Below are 17,878 nucleotides of genomic sequence, written 5' to 3'. Positions count from 1 at the left end.
TTTTAGTTAAAAATTTGTGTCTTTTATAAAGATACGATATAATTTCTTTATTTTTTGTATCAATAAAGAAGTGTTTTATAACACAAGCATAGAGGTTACAAATAGAGTTTTCTTAGTTGTTTAAAAAAAATATTTTTTGAGATGTAGTTTACGCTATCCATTAATGGCTTCTACATATTCCACTTTACCTTTTAGCATCTCTTTGAGCATATTTTCGATACCGTTTTTAAGTGTAAATGTTGAAGAAGGGCAACCACTACAGGCTCCTTGTAATACTACTTTTACACCTTTGCTGTCTGGATCATAAGAATCAAATAATATATTCCCTCCATCACTGGCAACAGCAGGTTTTATATACTCATCTATGATGTTTACGATATCTTTTGAAACATCATCTAGTTTTTCGAAGTCTGCGTCTGCTCGCTTTTCGATTTCTTTTTTAGATACAGTTGCATTTGCAGAAAGAACTTCTTTTCCTTGTTCTAAGTAGTTGCGTAAAAACTCTCTTATCTCCAGAGTGATTTCATTCCAATCTGCCATATCGTACTTACTGATAGAAATATAATTCTCATCAATATATACTTCTTTTACAAATGGAAGATGAAATAATTCTTTTGCTAAGGGGGCATCTTTGGTATCATCTATATTTTTGAACTCATGGCCTGTAGTTACGAGTTTTTTGTTGGCAACAAATTTTAGTACTGCAGGATTGGGGGTGCTTTCTGCGTATATTGTTATAGGTACTTTTTTGGTAGTTGTATTTTCTGTTACTACAGGTTGACCGCTATTTAAGTAGTTTTTAATTTGTTCTGCTACTTCATCTTGTACATCTGCCCATTCTACAATTTCATATTTGTCAATAGCAACAAAATTTTGAGCAATAAATACTCTTTTTACAAAAGGAAGATAAAAAAGTTGTTGAGCGAGAGGTGAATTTTTTGCCTGATCAATATTTTCATATTCATAGCTGGTATGTTCTGTAAGAAAATAATTTGCTTCAAATTTTACAATACCGGCATTCGAGGTAGGCTCTATTTTAATTTCAAAATTCTTTTCCATTCTTTAATTTTTAGCAAATTTACTAAAAACCTGTGCCAAATCATTGTATAGCGCCTTATCCTATTGGTTTTTAACGATTCAAATTCAAAAATATCAGGTAAGGCTCGATTTATAACAAAAATTTATATCTTTGAAATCGTTGTAAGACAATAATTTATTTATAGATTATAACAAAATGTTTACAATAGTATGTGTTTTTTGTAGTTTAACTAAAATTCACAAATTCTATTTGGCCCCGTAAATTATAAAGCCCGAAATGAACTTTAAATTTCTTTATGTACTATTCTTGGCATTGATTTCTCAATGTGTATTGTCTCAAGAAGGCATTCCCGTGTATTCAGACTATTTATCTGATAATTTATATCTAGTACATCCATCTATGGCAGGAGCGTCTAATGCCAATAAGATTAGACTTACAGCCAGAAAACAATGGTTTGACGTTAGTAATGCTCCGAACTTACAGACACTAAATGTTAATTTTAGATTAGGAGAAAAATCCGGAATGGGAGCGATCATGTATCGTGATGAGAATGGACGTTTTTCTCAAACAGGTTTTTATCTTACTTATGCCTATCATTTGTTGTTTTCTAGAGATAGAACAGATTTAAATATGCTTTCTTTTGGTCTAAGTGCAGGTTTTATACAATCTAATCTGGATATTCGAGGTCTTGATGATCCTGTTGATCCAGATCCTGTAATATTAGACAGGGTACAAAAAGATGGGTATTATAATGTCGATTTTGGAATGTCATATCACTTTCTAGAATGGTATGCTCATTTTACTGTAAAAAATATTTTACCTACTACGCGCGATATTTTTGATAATAATACACCAATACAAGAATCTGATAACCAACGTAGATATTTATTCTCGTTAGGCTACCTTTTAAGTTTGAACGAATCTTGGAGCTTAGAACCTTCTATTTTATACCAGGCAACAGATGAAACGCAAGAGAGTACAATAGACGCTAATCTAAAGGTGTATAGAGAATTTGGATTTGGAACACTATGGGGAGGACTTTCTTATAGAAGAAGTTTTGATGGTGCAGAATTTTCTCAAGATGGAACAACCGTAGAAAGCCAGCGCTTGCAATATTTTACACCGTTTTTGGGTGTTAATTATAAAAAATGGCTAGTGGGATATACTTATAGTTATCAATCTAACTCCGTTGTTTTGGATAATGGTGGATTTCACCAAATCACACTAGGATACGATTTTGGAAAACGAAAAGAACGTTGGAACTGTAAATGTCCTGCTGTGAATTCTAAAAACTAATATTTTAATAAATATTCTACAATATATTAAAAAGCCCTGAACAATTTAATTCAGGGCTTTTTAGGTTTAATCTTATAGAAAAGAGATTATTCTTTCCATGTAAATGATTTTTGCTGCCCTTGTTTTTTTATTGCTTTTAATAAGGCAGATTCTAAGTTAGATGCACCTTTTTTGCTGTTGTTTTTGATGTATTCAACTCGTTTTTTATTTAAATCTTGAATTTTTTGCTGTATTTTCTTACGTTCTTCACTTTTCTGTGCTACATATTTTTTTAATTCATCTTTAGATTTTTCTTTTAATTCAGTAGGAAGTTCTTCCTGAGCTACCTCTTCTAACTCAAAAGATCCGTCTTCTGCTGCATCAATTAAATCCCAACTTTTATTTTTATAAAAACCAGAGCTTTTGCTCACTGTTCTACTTACTGCATTTGCTGGGCTGTATGATATTGCATTTTTATCTTGTTCTGCTTGTAGCATACTTTTCTTAGCACCATGACTCCCATAATATACGTATGTACTATTGAGTTGATTGTTTAGTTTTAGCATCATATCATCGTATGGTGTCGCTACATGTACTGTTTCATGATTATGATCGATCGCACTATATTCACCTTTTGTTATATCAGCACCATGTTTCCACATGGTATCAATACCTTGTCGATAATTTCCGCAAAAAATTGTATTTATCGTAATATCTTTTTCTAAGGCATCTGTTGCAGCATCAGTATAATTTACAGGGCCTTGGTTAAAAGGCTCATTACCTGCTATAAAAATGAGTTTTAAATGATCATTATTCTTTTTCCATGCTAATTGATTGATGGATGTATTAATTACTTTTCCACAATATTCATTACCACCATTTGTCGTTAATGAGAATAGTTCTTTTGAGATTTCATCAAGGTCTTCAGAAAAAGGAAGCACTTGCCTAATAAAACCTTCTTGAGAAGGCAAACCATCATTGCCATATTCATAAAGACCTATTTCTAGTTTTATTTTGTGATTTCCACATTTTGCATATGATAACTCATTAACGATCTCCCATAATTGTGCTTTGGCTTGGTCGATTAATCCATCCATACTATTGCTGGTGTCTAATAATAATGCAACTTGAATATTTCTTGTATCAGGGTCTGTTTTTGTAGTAGCAATCACATGATTTTGTTCTGTTGCCAGCAATGCTGTTGTATCCGATTTATGTTTTGCATTGCAAGATATACTGGTGAGTATACATAATGTACTCCATGCCAAAAATATTTTCATTTTCTTCTCTTTTTATAATTTGAAGTAAAACTAAAATGAACTTTCTTAATTAAAAATTGATAATTAGGGAGTTGACGATGTTAATTAGTGAATTCGACGTTTTAATGAGTGAGGTTACTAATTATATTGTAAAAACAAGTAAAAAAGGAAGTGTGATACAAATAACGATTTTATTTTTTGGGTGAAATAGGTTAAGTTTACTTGGATTTATACCATATTACTATGGATCATTATATTTAAAATGAAAAATATTGGAATACTCATTATTTGTTGTTGTTTTTTGCCTATGATTTTATTGGGGCAACAAAGCCCCTTGCGATCAAGTAAGTTAATGACAATAAAGGGTTCTGTAAAAGAAAAAAATACACGTAAACCTATCAATGGCGTTGAGGTAATTGTAATAGGAAAGGGTAGGGTTATCACAAATGCTTTAGGTGATTTTGAAATCAAAGCCCAAGTAGGAGACGAACTGATTGTAAACCATGATAGTTTTCATACAGTTCAGTATACGATAAAAGATGGACAAAAAATCGATATTCAAGTTGAAGATAACCCTTCATCAAAATTACGACTTAGCTCAAAAAGAAAAAGAGAATCTCAATATAAAGGATATCTAAATAGTGCAAAAATAGCATTAAAAAAAGATGCAGCTATTAGTATAGAGTTTATTACTAAAGCACTAGAAACGATAAGAGATGATGATCCATTAGCAAAAGATAAAAAAGCAGAACTTTTTGAATCCTTGGCAGATGTATATAGTTATTGGAAACAACCTGATCTGGCGGCAACTAATTATCAGATAAGTTTAAATAATAAGTATAACGCTGCTGTAAAAATTAAATTAGCTAAGTCACATCTAGACGATAATAATTATCAATCAGCATTAAGTACATATAAAGAATTAGAAAATTCTAGAATAACTTCTGATCAAAAAATATCAGTTTATGAAGGATTAGGAGATAGTTATAAAGAGTTAAAAAAATACTCAAAGTCTCGAAATAACTACGATAAAGCTTTAAAAGAAAGTAAACGAAGGAGATTAGATGATAAAGTCATTTTATTAAACTCAAAGCTAGCAAAGGTCTTACAAGACGAAGGGAATATTGCGAGCGCCAGAGCATTTTTTGATAATTCTGTAGAGTTGGCAGAACAACAAGACAAAAAAACGGCTGCTAAACAAAGAGCAGTAGCAGCTGATTTTTATAATAAGAGTAATAGTTTTGATAGAGAAATACAACTTAGAATAGAAACATTAGAAGATATAGAAGAGCTAGAAGAACAGCAGGAGCTTGCACCAGTAGAAATAAATGCAGAAGAAGATAAATCTTTGACAACTCAAGTACAAAATTATAAAATTGCTAACGCTTTTGCGGCTCAAGAAGCTTATGATGAAGCAATACCTTATCTAAAAGAAAGTATTAAAGAAGCAGAGTCAAAAAATGATTTAATTGTTCAAAAAGATGCAACAAGAAAACTAGGGGAAGTCTATCGCGAAAAAGGAGAATTAAAAAAAGCATCAGATGCTTTTGAAGAATATGAAGTTATCGTAGATAAACTGTATATCCAGAAAGAGCAAGAAATTTCACAAGCAGCTCGTTTTGGTAGAGAGTTAGCGCAAAGAGCAAACCGAATTGCTACTCTAGAAAAAGACCGGGAACTTAATGAGACTCGTTACGAACTAGCCTTTGCTTCTCAAGAGATAGCAAACCAACAAAGTTTACGACAACAGATTATTATCTATTTTTTAATTGGATTAACCTTCTTATTACTTCTTGCTGCATATTTAATGTTTCGTAATATGAAACAACAACGATATGCAAATAATCTTCTTTCTCTGAAGTCTTTGCGTTCTCAAATGAATCCGCATTTTATTTTTAATGCTTTAAATTCTGTAAATACCTTTATTGCAACCAGCGATGAAAGAACGGCAAATCGATATCTTACAGATTTTTCATTGTTGATGAGAGCTGTTCTTGAGAACAGTGAAGAGGATTTTATTCCATTGGAAAAAGAGATAGAACTATTAAAGTTGTACGTGCAATTAGAACATTTTAGATTTCAAGATAAATTTGAATATACTATAGATACTGATCCGGATATAAAAATAGAAGAGTATGTAATACCTCCAATGTTATTACAACCCTATGTAGAAAATGCTGTATGGCATGGGTTACGATATAAAAAAGAAAAGGGATTGCTTTCTATTGGTTTCAAAAAAGAAAACAGTGATAGTATATCTATTACCATTGCAGATAATGGTATTGGAAGGAAAAAATCTAAAGAACTTAAAACCCAAAATCAAAAAAAACAACAATCTAAAGGAATGGGAAATATTAAGAAACGTATTGCAATTCTTAATAAAATGTATAAAGATAAAGTAGATGTATTTATTTCTGATCTTGATGATAATGAAGAAGGGACTCAGGTAAAATTAATTCTCAAAAAAGATAAATAACATTATAAAAACAACAACAGTGAAGTTAACTGCGATTATTGTAGATGATGAAGCCAATAGTAGATTAATACTCAAAAATTATTTGACAAAGTATTGTCCTTCTGTAACGATTCTTGGAGAAGCAGCGAGCGTACAAGAAACGCTAATATTATTGAAAACAAATACTCCCGATGTTTTGTTTCTAGATGTAGAAATGCCTTATGGTAACGCTTTTGATTTGTTAGAGCAGATACCCGATCGTAATTTTGAAATCGTTTTTGTGACTGCCTACGATCATTATGCTGTAGAGGCTTTAAATGCGCAAGCGACCTATTATTTATTAAAACCTATAGCGATCGATAATCTTATTAAAGCGGTAGAGCATGTAACTAATATCAAACAACGTGAGATTGCTTTGCAGGATAAGGTTTTGGTGCCAAAAATCAATACGGTACAAGGAAAAATTACGATACCGCAACAAGATGGTTTTGAAGTTTTAGAGATTTCTGAAATTCTTTATTGTGAAGCTGATGATAACTATACAAAAATATATCTTGAGCAAGGGCAAAAGTTGGTCAGTAAAACACTCAAATACTTTGAAGAATCATTGCACCAACACGGCTTTGCCAGAGTGCATAAAAGTTATTTGGTTAATGTAAATAAAGTTGTGCGATATAAAAAAGGAAAAGGAGGAAGTGTATTATTAAGTTCAGGAAAAGAGTTACTCGTTTCTTCTTCAAAAAAAGCCGGGCTTTTAGATTATTTTAAATAGAAGTTCTCTATAAATATTAAAAATGTAAACAATCTATTGTATACTCTCTCTTGAGATCTTTAAGAATGTTTTTAAGAACGATTGGATTTCCGTTAGTGTATAATTGATGTGTGCCGGATTTTTTATTTTGATTAAGGATTTGATGCTTAGAAAGCATTGCACGTGTTTGTCTTGCAACAGCCTCTCCAGAGTCAATAATTGTAATTTTTTTTGGAAGTAAATTTTGTAAAATAGGCACCAAATAAGAGTAATGAGAACACCCTAATACTAAATAATCTATATCGTTTTTTAGCATTGGAGCAAGATAAGATTGTAGTAGAGATTTCATTTCTTCAGAATGAATTTTATTTTCTTCTATAAGCTCTACTAGACCCGATCCGATTACTTCTGTAACTTTGATATTTTGAGCGTATAAATCAGATGTTTTAGTAAACAACTCGCTGGATAAAGTGCCTTTTGTGGCTAGTATCCCTACTGATTTTGTTTGAGTATGAATAGCAGCAGGTTTGATTGCTGGTTCTATCCCAATAAAAGGTACAGGGTAAGTATCTCTTAATATTTGAATTGCATTAGTAGTTGCAGTATTACAAGCAACAACTATGATCTTACAATTACGCTCTAATAGTGTATTTGTGTTTTTGATGCTTAAATCAATAATTTCGCTTTTACTGCGTCTTCCATAAGGGGCGTACTTGCTATCTGCAAGGTAAATAGTATTTTCATTTGGTAATAAATCAACAATTTCTTTCCAAATAGAGGTGCCTCCTATGCCTGAGTCAAAAATGCCAATAGCTTGATTTTGCATCTTTAGAAGATAATTTAGATATAAAAAAGAAAACAGTAAGGTAAATGCCTTACTGTTTTAATATTCTTTATTATATAAAAGATAGAATTAAGTTTTTTAAATTCCTAAATCTTTTTTAACATCTGCCATAAGGTCTTTTCCATCAGCCATAATCACTCCTGTTCCTGTAGTAGAATCAAGAACATATTGGAAACCTTGTGCTCTAGCTACTTTTTGAATAGAAGTACGAGCTTTTTCATAAATAGGCTTCATAAGTTCAAGTTCTTTCTTTTGTAAGTCTTTTAATGCATTAGATCTATAATCACTGATACTTTTCTCAGTAGCTTGAATTTCTTGTTGTCTTTTCAAGTTCTCTTCGTCAGTTTTTGTTTCAGCTTCTTGAGAATATTTCTTGATAGTGTTTTGCAACTCTAGTACCATATTTCTTATTTCAGCATCATAAGTCTTGTTAAGTTTTTCTATCTCACTTTTAGCTGCTTTAAATGCCGGCATTGCTTCTACAAGCTCTTGTGATGCGATGTGTGCTACTTTGGATTGAGCATTTACAAAGCTTGATGTTCCTATAGTAATTGCAATAGCTACTAGTAATGTTCTAAATTGTTTCATTTGTAAGTAAATATTAAATAATGTTGTAAATTTATAAAATTAATTTCCCAATTTTTAAGGTTTTTCTTCATTTTCAGAACTAGAGGAAGTCTCTTGATCCTTTTCATCCTTCAATTTTTCTTTTTTAGCTTTTAGTGCGCTTATCGAATCGCGTTTTCTTTTTTGTAATTCTAATAATTTAGCTCTTCTTTCTTCAAATTCTTTCTTCTTTGCAGCTCTTATCGAATCTCTTTCTGCTTTTCGCTCTTCTAATAGCTTTTCTCTGTCAGATAGTCTTTTTTGTGCTTGTTTTTCTCTGTCAGTAACTTCTTTTTCTTGTTCAGCATTTCTCTTTTCTGCTCTTTCTAAAGCTTTCTTTTCTTTTTTGCTATTAAGTTGCTTTCTTTTTGAAGCTCTATTGATTCGCAATAATACCTGATCACTTATATCAAAACGATCAGCAGAATATAGCATAACTAAGTCAGCAGATTTATCAAATATGAAATCGTATTTTTTGTTTTTTGCGATTTCTTGTACGGCAACAAATACTTGATCCTGCACCGGTTGTACTAATCTCTTTTTTTGTATGAAAAGATCTCCATTAGGACCAAATCTTTTTTGTTGGTACTCAAGGATTTCTTTTTCCTTAAATAATATATCTTCTTCTCGTTCTTCAATAAGTTCTTTGGTTAGCAGAACCCGTTCATTGTTTAGGTCCTTACGCATTTCTTCAACACTTTTTAATTCAGCTTCGATCTCAACTTTCCACTTTTGAACTTTGCTTTCCAGGTCTGCGGACGCTTCATTATATTCGGGTACATTTTCAAGAATATAATCCATATCGATATAACCTATTCTTATACCTTTTTGAGCTTGTGTAATGCTTATGCTAAACAAGCAACCGAGAATGATAGCTAATAAGAGACCTTTTGTTTTCATGATTTGTGTATATATTGAAATAATCGTGCCAAAACTAAAACTGTTGCCCTATAATAAAGTGGGTTTGCCATTTTTGAGAATCGTTTGTGCCTGGTATAGGATCGAAACGATACCCAAAATCAATACCTAATAATCCAAATGCTGGCATAAAGATACGTAAACCTCCTCCAGCAGAACGATTTAATTGAAAAGGATTAAAATCCCTGAAGCTATCATAAGAAGCTCCACCTTCTATGAACCCTAACATATATATAGATGCAGCAGGTTTTAGAGTAATAGGGTAACGAAGTTCTAACGAGTATTTGTTATAAATTGTTGCCCCGTCTGCATCAAAATTTTGATTATCACTTCTACTTTCTGGTATTAGTGACTGATCAGGATATCCTCTTAACGCAACAAGTTCTCTACCGTCTAAAGCAGTCGCTCCAAGAGCAACCCCTCCTAAGAAAAATCGTTCAAAAGGAATGTTACCTCTATTATTGTTATACGCTCCTAAAAATCCATATTCTACATTTGTTCTTAATACAAGTGGTTTTTTCCCTACATTAACTAAACTTGTAAACCAGCTTCCATTAAATTTTAATTTATAATACTCTAGCCATCTAAATCGTTTTTGATCTATTTCTCCTATTTCGGCATTAATTTCTGATGCTCTAAAGGTGCCTCTTGGGTCAGATGCATCTAGGTTACTTCGTTCTTCTTCTAATGCATCTCTTCTTTCAGAAAGTTCACTGTAATCTACACCATCAAATAATGAATAAGGAAGCGATAATTTGGCACTGATATTAAATTCTGATCCTCCTGTAGGGAAAATAGGGTTTACAGTGGTGTTGTTTCTACTAATACCGATAGTATATGATAAATCATTAGAAGATCCATCACCAAAAGTAAATAATCTTGTGTTATAGTTTTGTAGGTTATAATGCCTTATACTTAGTGCTTGTGATAAAGTAAAGTAGTTGTCAGGCCAGTTTAATCTTTTGGCAATACCTACAGATCCACCTGTAATAAGAAATTTACTGTCTCTATCTACATCTCTAGTTCTGTTATTAAACAAAAACTGAATAGTGTGAGAGAACGATGTAGAAAGCTGATAAGGTCTTTTACCTCCTAACCATGGTTCTATAAAAGATAGGCTATACGTTTGAAAGAACCTACTGGCTTGAGCTCTAATTCTTAGCGTTTGACCATCTCCCATAGGAAGTGGGCTGTATGATTCTTTATTAAAAATGTTTCGGATAGAGAAGTTATTAAATGCAAGACCTAAGGTACCTACAAAACCACCTCCACCAAAACCACCTTGTAATTCAATCTGACTTGAACCTTTTTCTACAACAGGAAAATTGATGTCAATAGTACCAGCTTGTGGATTCGCATTTTGAAATTGTGGTTCTAATTGTTCTGGATCAAAAAATCCTAATTGACCTATCTCTCGAACTGTTCTAACAACAAGGTCTTTGCTATAACGTTGTCCGGGTTTAGTTCTTAAAATCCTGTAGACAACATGATCATTTGTTTTATCGTTTCCGGTTACTGTGATATGGTCAAAATAAGTAAGTTTACCTTCTCTAATTCTAATTTCAAAATCAATGGTGTCATTATAAACTCTAGTTTCTACCGCATCAATTGAAGAGAAGAGATATCCGTTATTTTGATAGAGATTAGTAAGGTCATCTGCATCTGGTTTGGTGTTATCAGATATTTGTTTCTCTAATAGTACACCATTATAAACATCTCCTTTTTTGATAACAAGTTGACGTGCCAATTGTCTATCGGTATATACACTATTTCCTAAAAAATTAATGTTCCCAAAATAATACTTATTACCTTCTTCTACATTAATATTTAGAGATACACTATTGTTGTCTTCTACGATTAGACTATCTGATACAATACGAGCATCTCTATATCCTTTTTCTTTATATTTAGTAATGATTTTGTCTTTATCTTCTTCGTAATCAGCTTTGATATACTTAGAACGTTTCCAAAAACGTAATGGTCTTTTACGTTTTGTATTTTTCATTGCTTTTCTTACTCTGGCATCAGAAAGCTGTTCGTTACCTGTAATATTGATTCTGTCTACTTTAACTCTGTCACCTTTGTCTATCTGTACCACCATGTTTACCTTGTTGGTGGCTACTGTATCTTTTACGGGAATGATATTTATATTGACCTTGGTATTAAGAAAACCATCTTTTCTATACTTATTAGTGATAAAGTTTCTTGTGGTAGTGATGAGGTTTTCAGTTACTTTTGCTCCTTTTACTAATCCGTTATCTTTGATCAGTTCTTCGGCTTTTCTTTTCTTGATTCCTCTTACACGAGCTTCTTTTAATTCTGGTACTTCTTGGATATTAATTTCCAGGTTTGCTACTTCACCTTCAATACTAGAGATGTAGAAATTAATATCACTGAATAGTTCTAAGTCCCAGAGTTTTTTGATGACTTTACTAATTCTGTCTCCGGGAAGAAAAATACGTTCACCCTTTTTAAGTCCTGTAAAAGTGATTACTGTATTCTCATTATAACTCGTAATTCCGGTAACTTTTATTTCGCCAATAATATACTCTTTGCCATTACTTCCAGGGATGTTTTGTGCTGAAATTGATAATGAAACAAATAAAATTAATATTGTAAAATACTTTTTAAAAGGTAATTTTTTTGTCATTTCTTTAACTGAGCTGCTCACTAGTTTTTCCAAATCTTCTCTCTCTTTTTTGATAATTGAATATGGCCTCTAATAAATCTGCTTCTTTAAAGTCGGGCCATAATACTTCTGTAAAATATAATTCTGCATACGCAATTTGCCATAATAGAAAATTACTAATACGCTGTTCTCCACTTGTACGTATTAATAAGTCTACATCTGGTAAGTTTTTGGTATACAAATGCTCATTAATGACTGATTCATTTATAAGATGTGGCGAAATTACGCCATTTTTAACTTTAATACTGATCTCTTCTATAGTTTTTATGAGTTCTTCTCTACTTCCGTAACTTAACGCAAGAGTAAGGGTCATATGGTCATTAGATTTGGTTTTTTCTATTACTTCGAGAAGTTCTGTTCTTGCTTTTGTAGGTAATAATTTTAAATTCCCTATTGCATTAAGTTTTATGTTGTTTTTTTGTAGGGTTTTAATCTCATTTTTAAGAGAATTTACCAGAAGTTTCATAAGAGTGTCTACTTCTAGTTTTGGTCGATTCCAATTTTCTGTAGAAAAAGCATAAAGGGTAAGATATTTTACACCTATTTCTGCACAACTTTCTACCGTTTCTCTTACAGCTTTCGTTCCGTTTTCGTGACCTACAGCTCTAAAAAAGCCTTTCTTTTTAGCCCACCGACCATTACCATCCATAATGATGGCTACATGTTCAGGAATATTAGAATTTAATTGTTCTTTATTAATCATTTTTAGAATGCGCATTGACAAGGTATTCTCCCCCACGTATAAGAGAGTGTAATACCTGTGAATACATACCAGTCATTATTGTTTAAATTACCAAATCCTTGGCCTAAATCATTGCCAGGATCACTACCGTCTAAATTATCTGTAAATGTATATCGTGCACCAATTTCTGCACCAATTACAAAATCTCTACCCAAAGTCTTTTTGATTCCTACTACCATCGGGATTGCAAAGCTCCATGCATCACCCGAGGATTCAATACGATTATCTGCATTCAAAAATAATTCGTCATAATTAAAAGCAGTTATACCAGTATAAAGGTATGGGGTAAATTGAGACTCTCCATCATATAAATACCATTCCCAAAAATTAAACTCCATTCCTATTGATAGTTCTTTTACAGAATTGTCAAAGGTCAAACCTCTTTCTTCTCTTCTTTCGTCGCCTTTACTGTCATCTCCATCTAGTCCTGCATATAGAAAAGAAGCTCTGAAGGCGTGACGTTTACTTCTGTTCCACTTTGCTATTGCACCAAAAGCTACATCATTTGGTGATATGTAATAAGTAGATCCTACATCTCCAATATAATTTGCACCTCCTGCAATTAGACCTACTTCATAGGTTTGTGATGCTATTTGTTGTGTAAAAAACACTGCGATTATAATTGATGCTAAGTATCTCATAGATTTTCAAAAGTTTGCAAATATAACAATTAACTTTAGTACACAAGAATTTGAGTAAAATAGTATGACTAAAAAACACTTTTTAGCCCTTTTTATTGTCTAATTTCGTTTATCTTCTCCCCAAAGCATCTTTTTACGTAGTGTTTTTAGGAAACTATTTTCTTTTAATATTACCATGTTGATTTGAAAAGGAGCTTTTTTTATTACAATCGTGGTTTCATTGGGTAAAGTATGTATTCTAGAATCCAGAGAAACAAGATAACTATCTTCTCTACTAGAGATTTGTAATTTGATTTCCAGATTATCCGGGATTACAAGGGGTCTGGCATTTAGATTATGAGGCGCAATAGGGGTAAGAACCATACTTTCTGCCTCTGGCATAATAACTGGTCCACCACAACTTAAAGAATACCCTGTCGATCCTGTGGGGGTTGATATAATTAATCCATCTGCCCAGTATGAATTCAAAAATTCATTGTTCAAACTTGTATGTACAGTTATCATGGAGGTAGTATTTCTTCTACTTACCGCAATTTCATTCATGGCAAAGTTCAAAACTCCAAATTCTCCTGTTTTGGATAATGTTTCTATTGTAACTAAGCTTCTTGGGGATAGATAATATTTTTTGTCTAAAATAAGTTCTATACTGTCTTTGATTTCTTCTTTTTGGATTGTAGCCAAAAAACCAAGCCTTCCGGTATTGATTCCGGCAATGGGGATACCAAGGTCTCTTACATAAGTAATGGTTTTTAAAATTGTGCCGTCTCCTCCTATGCTAAAAAAAAGGTCATAAGAATTATCTAATTCTTCAAAAGTGCTAAAATGCGAATATGTTTTGTCTATGTCTTTATGAAGATTAATAAGTTCTAAGAAATTTTTTTCAATAACAACTTCTGCACCTTTTTTATCTAGTGTTTCTAGTAATTGCTGAATATAAATTTCAGAATTTTTATGATAGAACTGGCCATATATACCGATCTTCATTACAGTTGTGTTTGTTAATTTTTTGGTTGGTAAAAGGTTGTTAAATATTCAAATACTTCTCTAGATACTTAGACCTTTCTTTTAAGTTAGTTAAAAAAGTATCTTCTTGATGTCTCGATACGATATTGTAGCTATATCTTCTAAAGGTTTGTACTATATTGTTGATATCACTATCACTTATTTTAAGTGTTATTTGTGCAACATCATTTTGCATATTTGAAATAAATAACCCTAGAACTTTTGCATTGTTAGATTCAACAATTTGTGATATTTCACTAAAAGAGTAATCTTGAATTCCTTTTTCTACTATTAAAATGTTGCCTGGTTCACTAAGGAATGGTGTTTCGTTGAAAAGGTTCATAATGTCGCCTAATTCAAAGAGCCCAATATAACGGTTATCATCGTCTAAAATAGGCATGATGTTAGAGTTGTTTTGAGCGAAAGATTCTAATATATCAAGCCAATTATCATCTTGCCTCACATAAAACCCCTCTAAGGCATATTGATAGGCGTCTAAAGTCTTATCTGTTTCAAAACATCTGATGTCTGCTTCTGGGATACACCCAAGATATACTCCTTTTTTTGTTACAGGAAAATGAGTATATGTTCGATCTTTAATAAACAATTGGGCATCTGTTACCTTTACAGATATATCCAATGGTTCTATTTCATTAACAATATATAAGTTAGTCTTCATAATCTATAAACAACTATATCACGCAAAATAATCAAAAAATAAACAATCATCGCGTAATCAAGTTTGTATTTTTGCTTTTTTAGAGAAACCATATCAAAAACTATGACAAAATTAAGTGTTAATGTTAATAAGATTGCTACACTGCGTAATTCTAGGGGTGGTAATGTGCCTAATTTATTAAAAGTAGCAGAAGATATTCAAGATTTTGGAGGGCAAGGGATCACAATACACCCAAGGCCGGATGAGAGGCATATCAAGTATCAAGATGCTTATGATCTAAAACCAATTGTACATACAGAATACAATATAGAGGGGAATCCGATACCAAAATTTATTGATTTGGTGTTAGAGGTTAGTCCAACACAGGTTACTTTGGTTCCTGATAAAGAAGATGCGATAACAAGTAATTCTGGATGGGATACAAAAAAACATGCCTCTTTTCTAACAGAGGTTATTTCTGAATTCAAACGTAATAATATTAGAACTTCTGTTTTTGTAGACCCGGTCTTAGATATGATAGAAGGTGCAGCTACTATTGGTACAGACCGTATAGAATTATATACAGAAGAATTTGCATTGCAGTATGAAAAAGGAAACAAAGATAGTGTCAAACCATATGTAAAGTGTGCAGAATTAGCCATGGATTTTAATTTGGGAGTTAATGCAGGGCATGATCTTTCTCTACAAAATATACAGTTCTTTAAAGAAAGTATTCCCGGCTTATTAGAGGTTTCTATCGGGCATGCTTTAATTAGTGAATCTATTTATCTTGGTTTAGAAAATGTAGTCAATATGTATTTACATAAGCTTAAATAAGGTGATTTTATGAAGTTACATAGTAATATAATAGGAGAAGGTATTCCATTTGTAATTCTTCATGGTTTTTTAGGAATGGGGGATAATTGGAAAACTTTGGGTAAAAAAATTGCAGAGCAAGGATTTCAGGTTCACTTGGTTGATCAGCGAAATCATGGCAGAAGCCCGCATGATAGTGCTTTTAGTTATGATATTATGGCACAAGATTTAATTGTGTACTGTGAGAATCATGATTTAGAGACAATACAGCTTTTAGGACATTCTATGGGAGGTAAAACATCTATGCTTTTTTCTGCAAAATATCCTGAAAAAGTAAACAAGTTAATCGTTGCAGATATTGGACCCAAGTACTATCCGTTACATCATCAAGATATTTTGGATGGCTTAAGTAGTTTGGATTTTGAGATTATCAAAACTCGTAAAGAAGCAGATGAAGAATTAAGTCATTATGTTCCTGATCAGGGAGTTAGGATGTTTCTGCTTAAAAATTTATTTTGGAAAGAAAAAGGAGTTTTAGGATTAAGAATGGATCTCGATGCTCTTATTAAAAATGCTTCAGAGATAGGTGTTGAACTCCCGGAACAGTATCGTTATACTGGAAAGACACTTTTTCTGAAAGGAGCACGTTCTAACTATATTTTACAAGACGATATAGCGCAAATTCAAGAGCAATTCCCTAGCTCAGAATTTAGAGAAATTCCTTCTGCTGGGCATTGGTTGCATGCAGAAAACCCAAAAGATTTTCTTCGGGAATTATTGAGATTTATCAAAAAATAGACAAAAAAAGCTATGTATGCATAATATTTTAGTGTTTTTGTTGGATAATTGGTATTTTCTATTAAATTTGGAACATCAATTTTTCAAAACCCTTATAAAACAAAAACAATTCTAAAACTTATTTATGAGAAAACTATTATTATTAATTCTATTCGTATCTGTGACTCTGGTTACATATGCGGGTGGATATAGAGTTAGTGTACAGGGACAAAGGGCGATGGCTATGGGACATACTGGTGTTGCTGTTGTAAATAGCGCAGAACTGGTGTTCTTTAATCCTGCGGGACTTGTATACTTAGAAAATAAACTTAATGTAAGTGTTGGTGTTAGTGGTATTTTTACAGATGTGATTTTCCAAAATGAAGATTTAGGAATTTCTGCAGAAACCGATAACTCTATAGGAACACCGCTTAATATCTATGCTTCTTACATGGTTAATGATTGGATGGCGCTAGGTCTTGGTGTTTATACTCCATACGGTAGTGAAGTTACTTGGCCTACAGATTGGGCAGGTTCACAATTGGTTAATAATATTGATTTATCTTCAATTTATATTCAGCCTGTGGTTTCATTTAAACTTTCTGAGTATTTCAGTATTGGAGGAGGACCTATATTTGTAGTAGGTAATGTAGAATTTAATCGAAATGCAGGTAGAACAACTACGGATATAAATGGAAATAGATCTAATGTAACCATAGAAGATTCTGGAGTAACTAACTGGGGATGGAGTGTTGGAGCAATGTTTAATCCAACAGAGAATTTTCATGTAGGTTTTAGTTACAGAAGTGAAATTATTATAGAATCAGAAGATGGAGAAGCTACTTTCTCTAATTTTCCAAATTCGCCTAACGCACCTCAGAATGGTACCGATGGTTTTGTAGCAGAGCTACCGCTTCCTGCAGAATTAACTGTAGGGTTATCTTATGAATATAAAAAATGGTTATTTGCTTTTGATTATAACAGACAATATTGGGATGTTTATGAGTCTTTAGATATTAATTTTAATAATCCAAGAAACCCTGATTCAAGTAATCCACGTAACTATAAGAACTCTTCGGTTTATAGGTTTGGAGTACAGTATCAGGCAACAGAAAAAATCGCACTTAGAGCAGGATATTATCGAGACGAAACTCCTGTTCAACCTGGATTCTTTGCTCCAGAAACACCTCGTAATGACTCAGATGGTTTTTCTGGTGGTTTAAGTTTTGCAGTTACACCTAAGTTGGCTATAGATGCCTCTTTCTTTTATTTAAGGTTCGAAGAAGTTGATGCTTCTTATGATTTTGGTACAAATCCAACTACTGGTGCCAGAGAGCCTTTTGGAGGAACATATAAATCTAGTGCTTTTGCACCAGGTATTGGTCTAACTTATAAAATGTAATTTG

16 protein-coding genes are annotated in these 17,878 nt (G+C 32.4%); 6 read left to right on the top strand and 10 right to left on the bottom strand.

All coding sequences use genetic code 11. The features are described 5' to 3' along the window. Window positions 1-153 precede the first annotated feature (153 nt). A complete protein-coding gene (locus FHK87_RS12135) occupies window positions 154-1,059 on the bottom strand; it encodes a NifU family protein (RefSeq protein ID WP_140593211.1) in 906 nt (301 codons plus the stop codon). Window positions 1,060-1,315: 256 nt separating this feature from the next. Here FHK87_RS12135 and FHK87_RS12130 point away from each other — a divergent pair, with 256 nt between their 5' ends. Next, window positions 1,316-2,335 carry a PorP/SprF family type IX secretion system membrane protein gene (locus FHK87_RS12130; RefSeq protein WP_140593209.1) on the top strand — a complete coding sequence of 340 codons (1,020 nt, stop codon included), beginning with the start codon at window positions 1,316-1,318 and terminating at the stop codon, window positions 2,333-2,335. An 86-nt stretch (window positions 2,336-2,421) separates the two neighbouring features. Here FHK87_RS12130 and FHK87_RS12125 read toward each other — a convergent pair whose 3' ends face one another. Beyond that, window positions 2,422-3,594 (bottom strand): vWA domain-containing protein, encoded by a 1,173-nt coding sequence (locus FHK87_RS12125; RefSeq protein WP_140593207.1) that lies wholly within the window; start codon window positions 3,592-3,594, stop codon window positions 2,422-2,424. Between the two features lie 241 nt (window positions 3,595-3,835). Between FHK87_RS12125 and FHK87_RS12120 the strand changes: the two genes are divergently transcribed. Then, window positions 3,836-6,049: a histidine kinase gene (locus FHK87_RS12120; RefSeq protein WP_140593205.1), complete on the top strand. Its 2,214-nt coding sequence runs from the start codon at window positions 3,836-3,838 to the stop codon at window positions 6,047-6,049. 19 nt (window positions 6,050-6,068) lie between these two features. Continuing rightward, window positions 6,069-6,800, top strand: a complete 732-nt coding sequence (locus FHK87_RS12115; RefSeq protein ID WP_140593203.1) for a LytR/AlgR family response regulator transcription factor — start codon at window positions 6,069-6,071, stop codon at window positions 6,798-6,800. Between the two features lie 16 nt (window positions 6,801-6,816). Here FHK87_RS12115 and murI read toward each other — a convergent pair whose 3' ends face one another. From murI to FHK87_RS12075, 8 genes are all read right to left on the bottom strand, one after another. Beyond that, window positions 6,817-7,605 carry a glutamate racemase gene (gene murI / locus FHK87_RS12110; protein WP_140593201.1) on the bottom strand — a complete coding sequence of 263 codons (789 nt, stop codon included), beginning with the start codon at window positions 7,603-7,605 and terminating at the stop codon, window positions 6,817-6,819. 96 nt (window positions 7,606-7,701) lie between these two features. Then, window positions 7,702-8,211, bottom strand: coding sequence for an OmpH family outer membrane protein (locus tag FHK87_RS12105; protein WP_140593199.1), 510 nt, complete (start codon window positions 8,209-8,211; stop codon window positions 7,702-7,704). A 54-nt stretch (window positions 8,212-8,265) separates the two neighbouring features. Then, window positions 8,266-9,129 carry an OmpH family outer membrane protein gene (locus tag FHK87_RS12100; RefSeq protein ID WP_140593197.1) on the bottom strand — a complete coding sequence of 288 codons (864 nt, stop codon included), beginning with the start codon at window positions 9,127-9,129 and terminating at the stop codon, window positions 8,266-8,268. Between the two features lie 34 nt (window positions 9,130-9,163). Further along, on the bottom strand, window positions 9,164-11,797 hold the full coding sequence (locus tag FHK87_RS12095; protein WP_140593195.1) for a BamA/OMP85 family outer membrane protein: 2,634 nt from the start codon (window positions 11,795-11,797) through the stop codon (window positions 9,164-9,166). A 4-nt stretch (window positions 11,798-11,801) separates the two neighbouring features. Beyond that, the gene (locus tag FHK87_RS12090) at window positions 11,802-12,554 is read right to left on the bottom strand and encodes an isoprenyl transferase (protein WP_226294217.1); all 753 of its coding nucleotides are present in this window, start codon (window positions 12,552-12,554) and stop codon (window positions 11,802-11,804) included. Beyond that, a complete protein-coding gene (gene porG, locus FHK87_RS12085) occupies window positions 12,542-13,219 on the bottom strand; it encodes a type IX secretion system protein PorG (protein ID WP_140593191.1) in 678 nt (225 codons plus the stop codon). Before porG ends, FHK87_RS12090 begins: the two co-directional genes overlap by 13 nt. Before the next feature lie 99 nt (window positions 13,220-13,318). Then, a complete protein-coding gene (locus FHK87_RS12080; RefSeq protein ID WP_140593189.1) occupies window positions 13,319-14,203 on the bottom strand; it encodes an NAD kinase in 885 nt (294 codons plus the stop codon). Between the two features lie 40 nt (window positions 14,204-14,243). Next, entirely contained in the window at window positions 14,244-14,900 is a 657-nt protein-coding gene (locus FHK87_RS12075; RefSeq protein ID WP_140593187.1) for a CBS domain-containing protein, read from the bottom strand. Between the two features lie 102 nt (window positions 14,901-15,002). On the opposite strand from FHK87_RS12075, the gene FHK87_RS12070 reads away from it, so the two are divergent. From FHK87_RS12070 to FHK87_RS12060, 3 genes are all read left to right on the top strand, one after another. Beyond that, complete coding sequence (locus FHK87_RS12070) at window positions 15,003-15,716, top strand: pyridoxine 5'-phosphate synthase (RefSeq protein WP_140593185.1); 714 nt, start codon at window positions 15,003-15,005, stop codon at window positions 15,714-15,716. 9 nt (window positions 15,717-15,725) lie between these two features. After that, on the top strand, window positions 15,726-16,493 hold the full coding sequence (locus FHK87_RS12065; protein ID WP_140593183.1) for an alpha/beta fold hydrolase: 768 nt from the start codon (window positions 15,726-15,728) through the stop codon (window positions 16,491-16,493). Window positions 16,494-16,617: 124 nt separating this feature from the next. Next, window positions 16,618-17,874, top strand: a complete 1,257-nt coding sequence (locus FHK87_RS12060; RefSeq protein WP_140593181.1) for an OmpP1/FadL family transporter — start codon at window positions 16,618-16,620, stop codon at window positions 17,872-17,874. Window positions 17,875-17,878 lie beyond the last annotated feature (4 nt).

The organism is Aquimarina algicola, from assembly GCF_006443095.1.
GTDB lineage: Bacteria > Bacteroidota > Bacteroidia > Flavobacteriales > Flavobacteriaceae > Aquimarina > Aquimarina algicola.
This window is presented reverse-complemented; position numbering and strand designations above follow the sequence as displayed.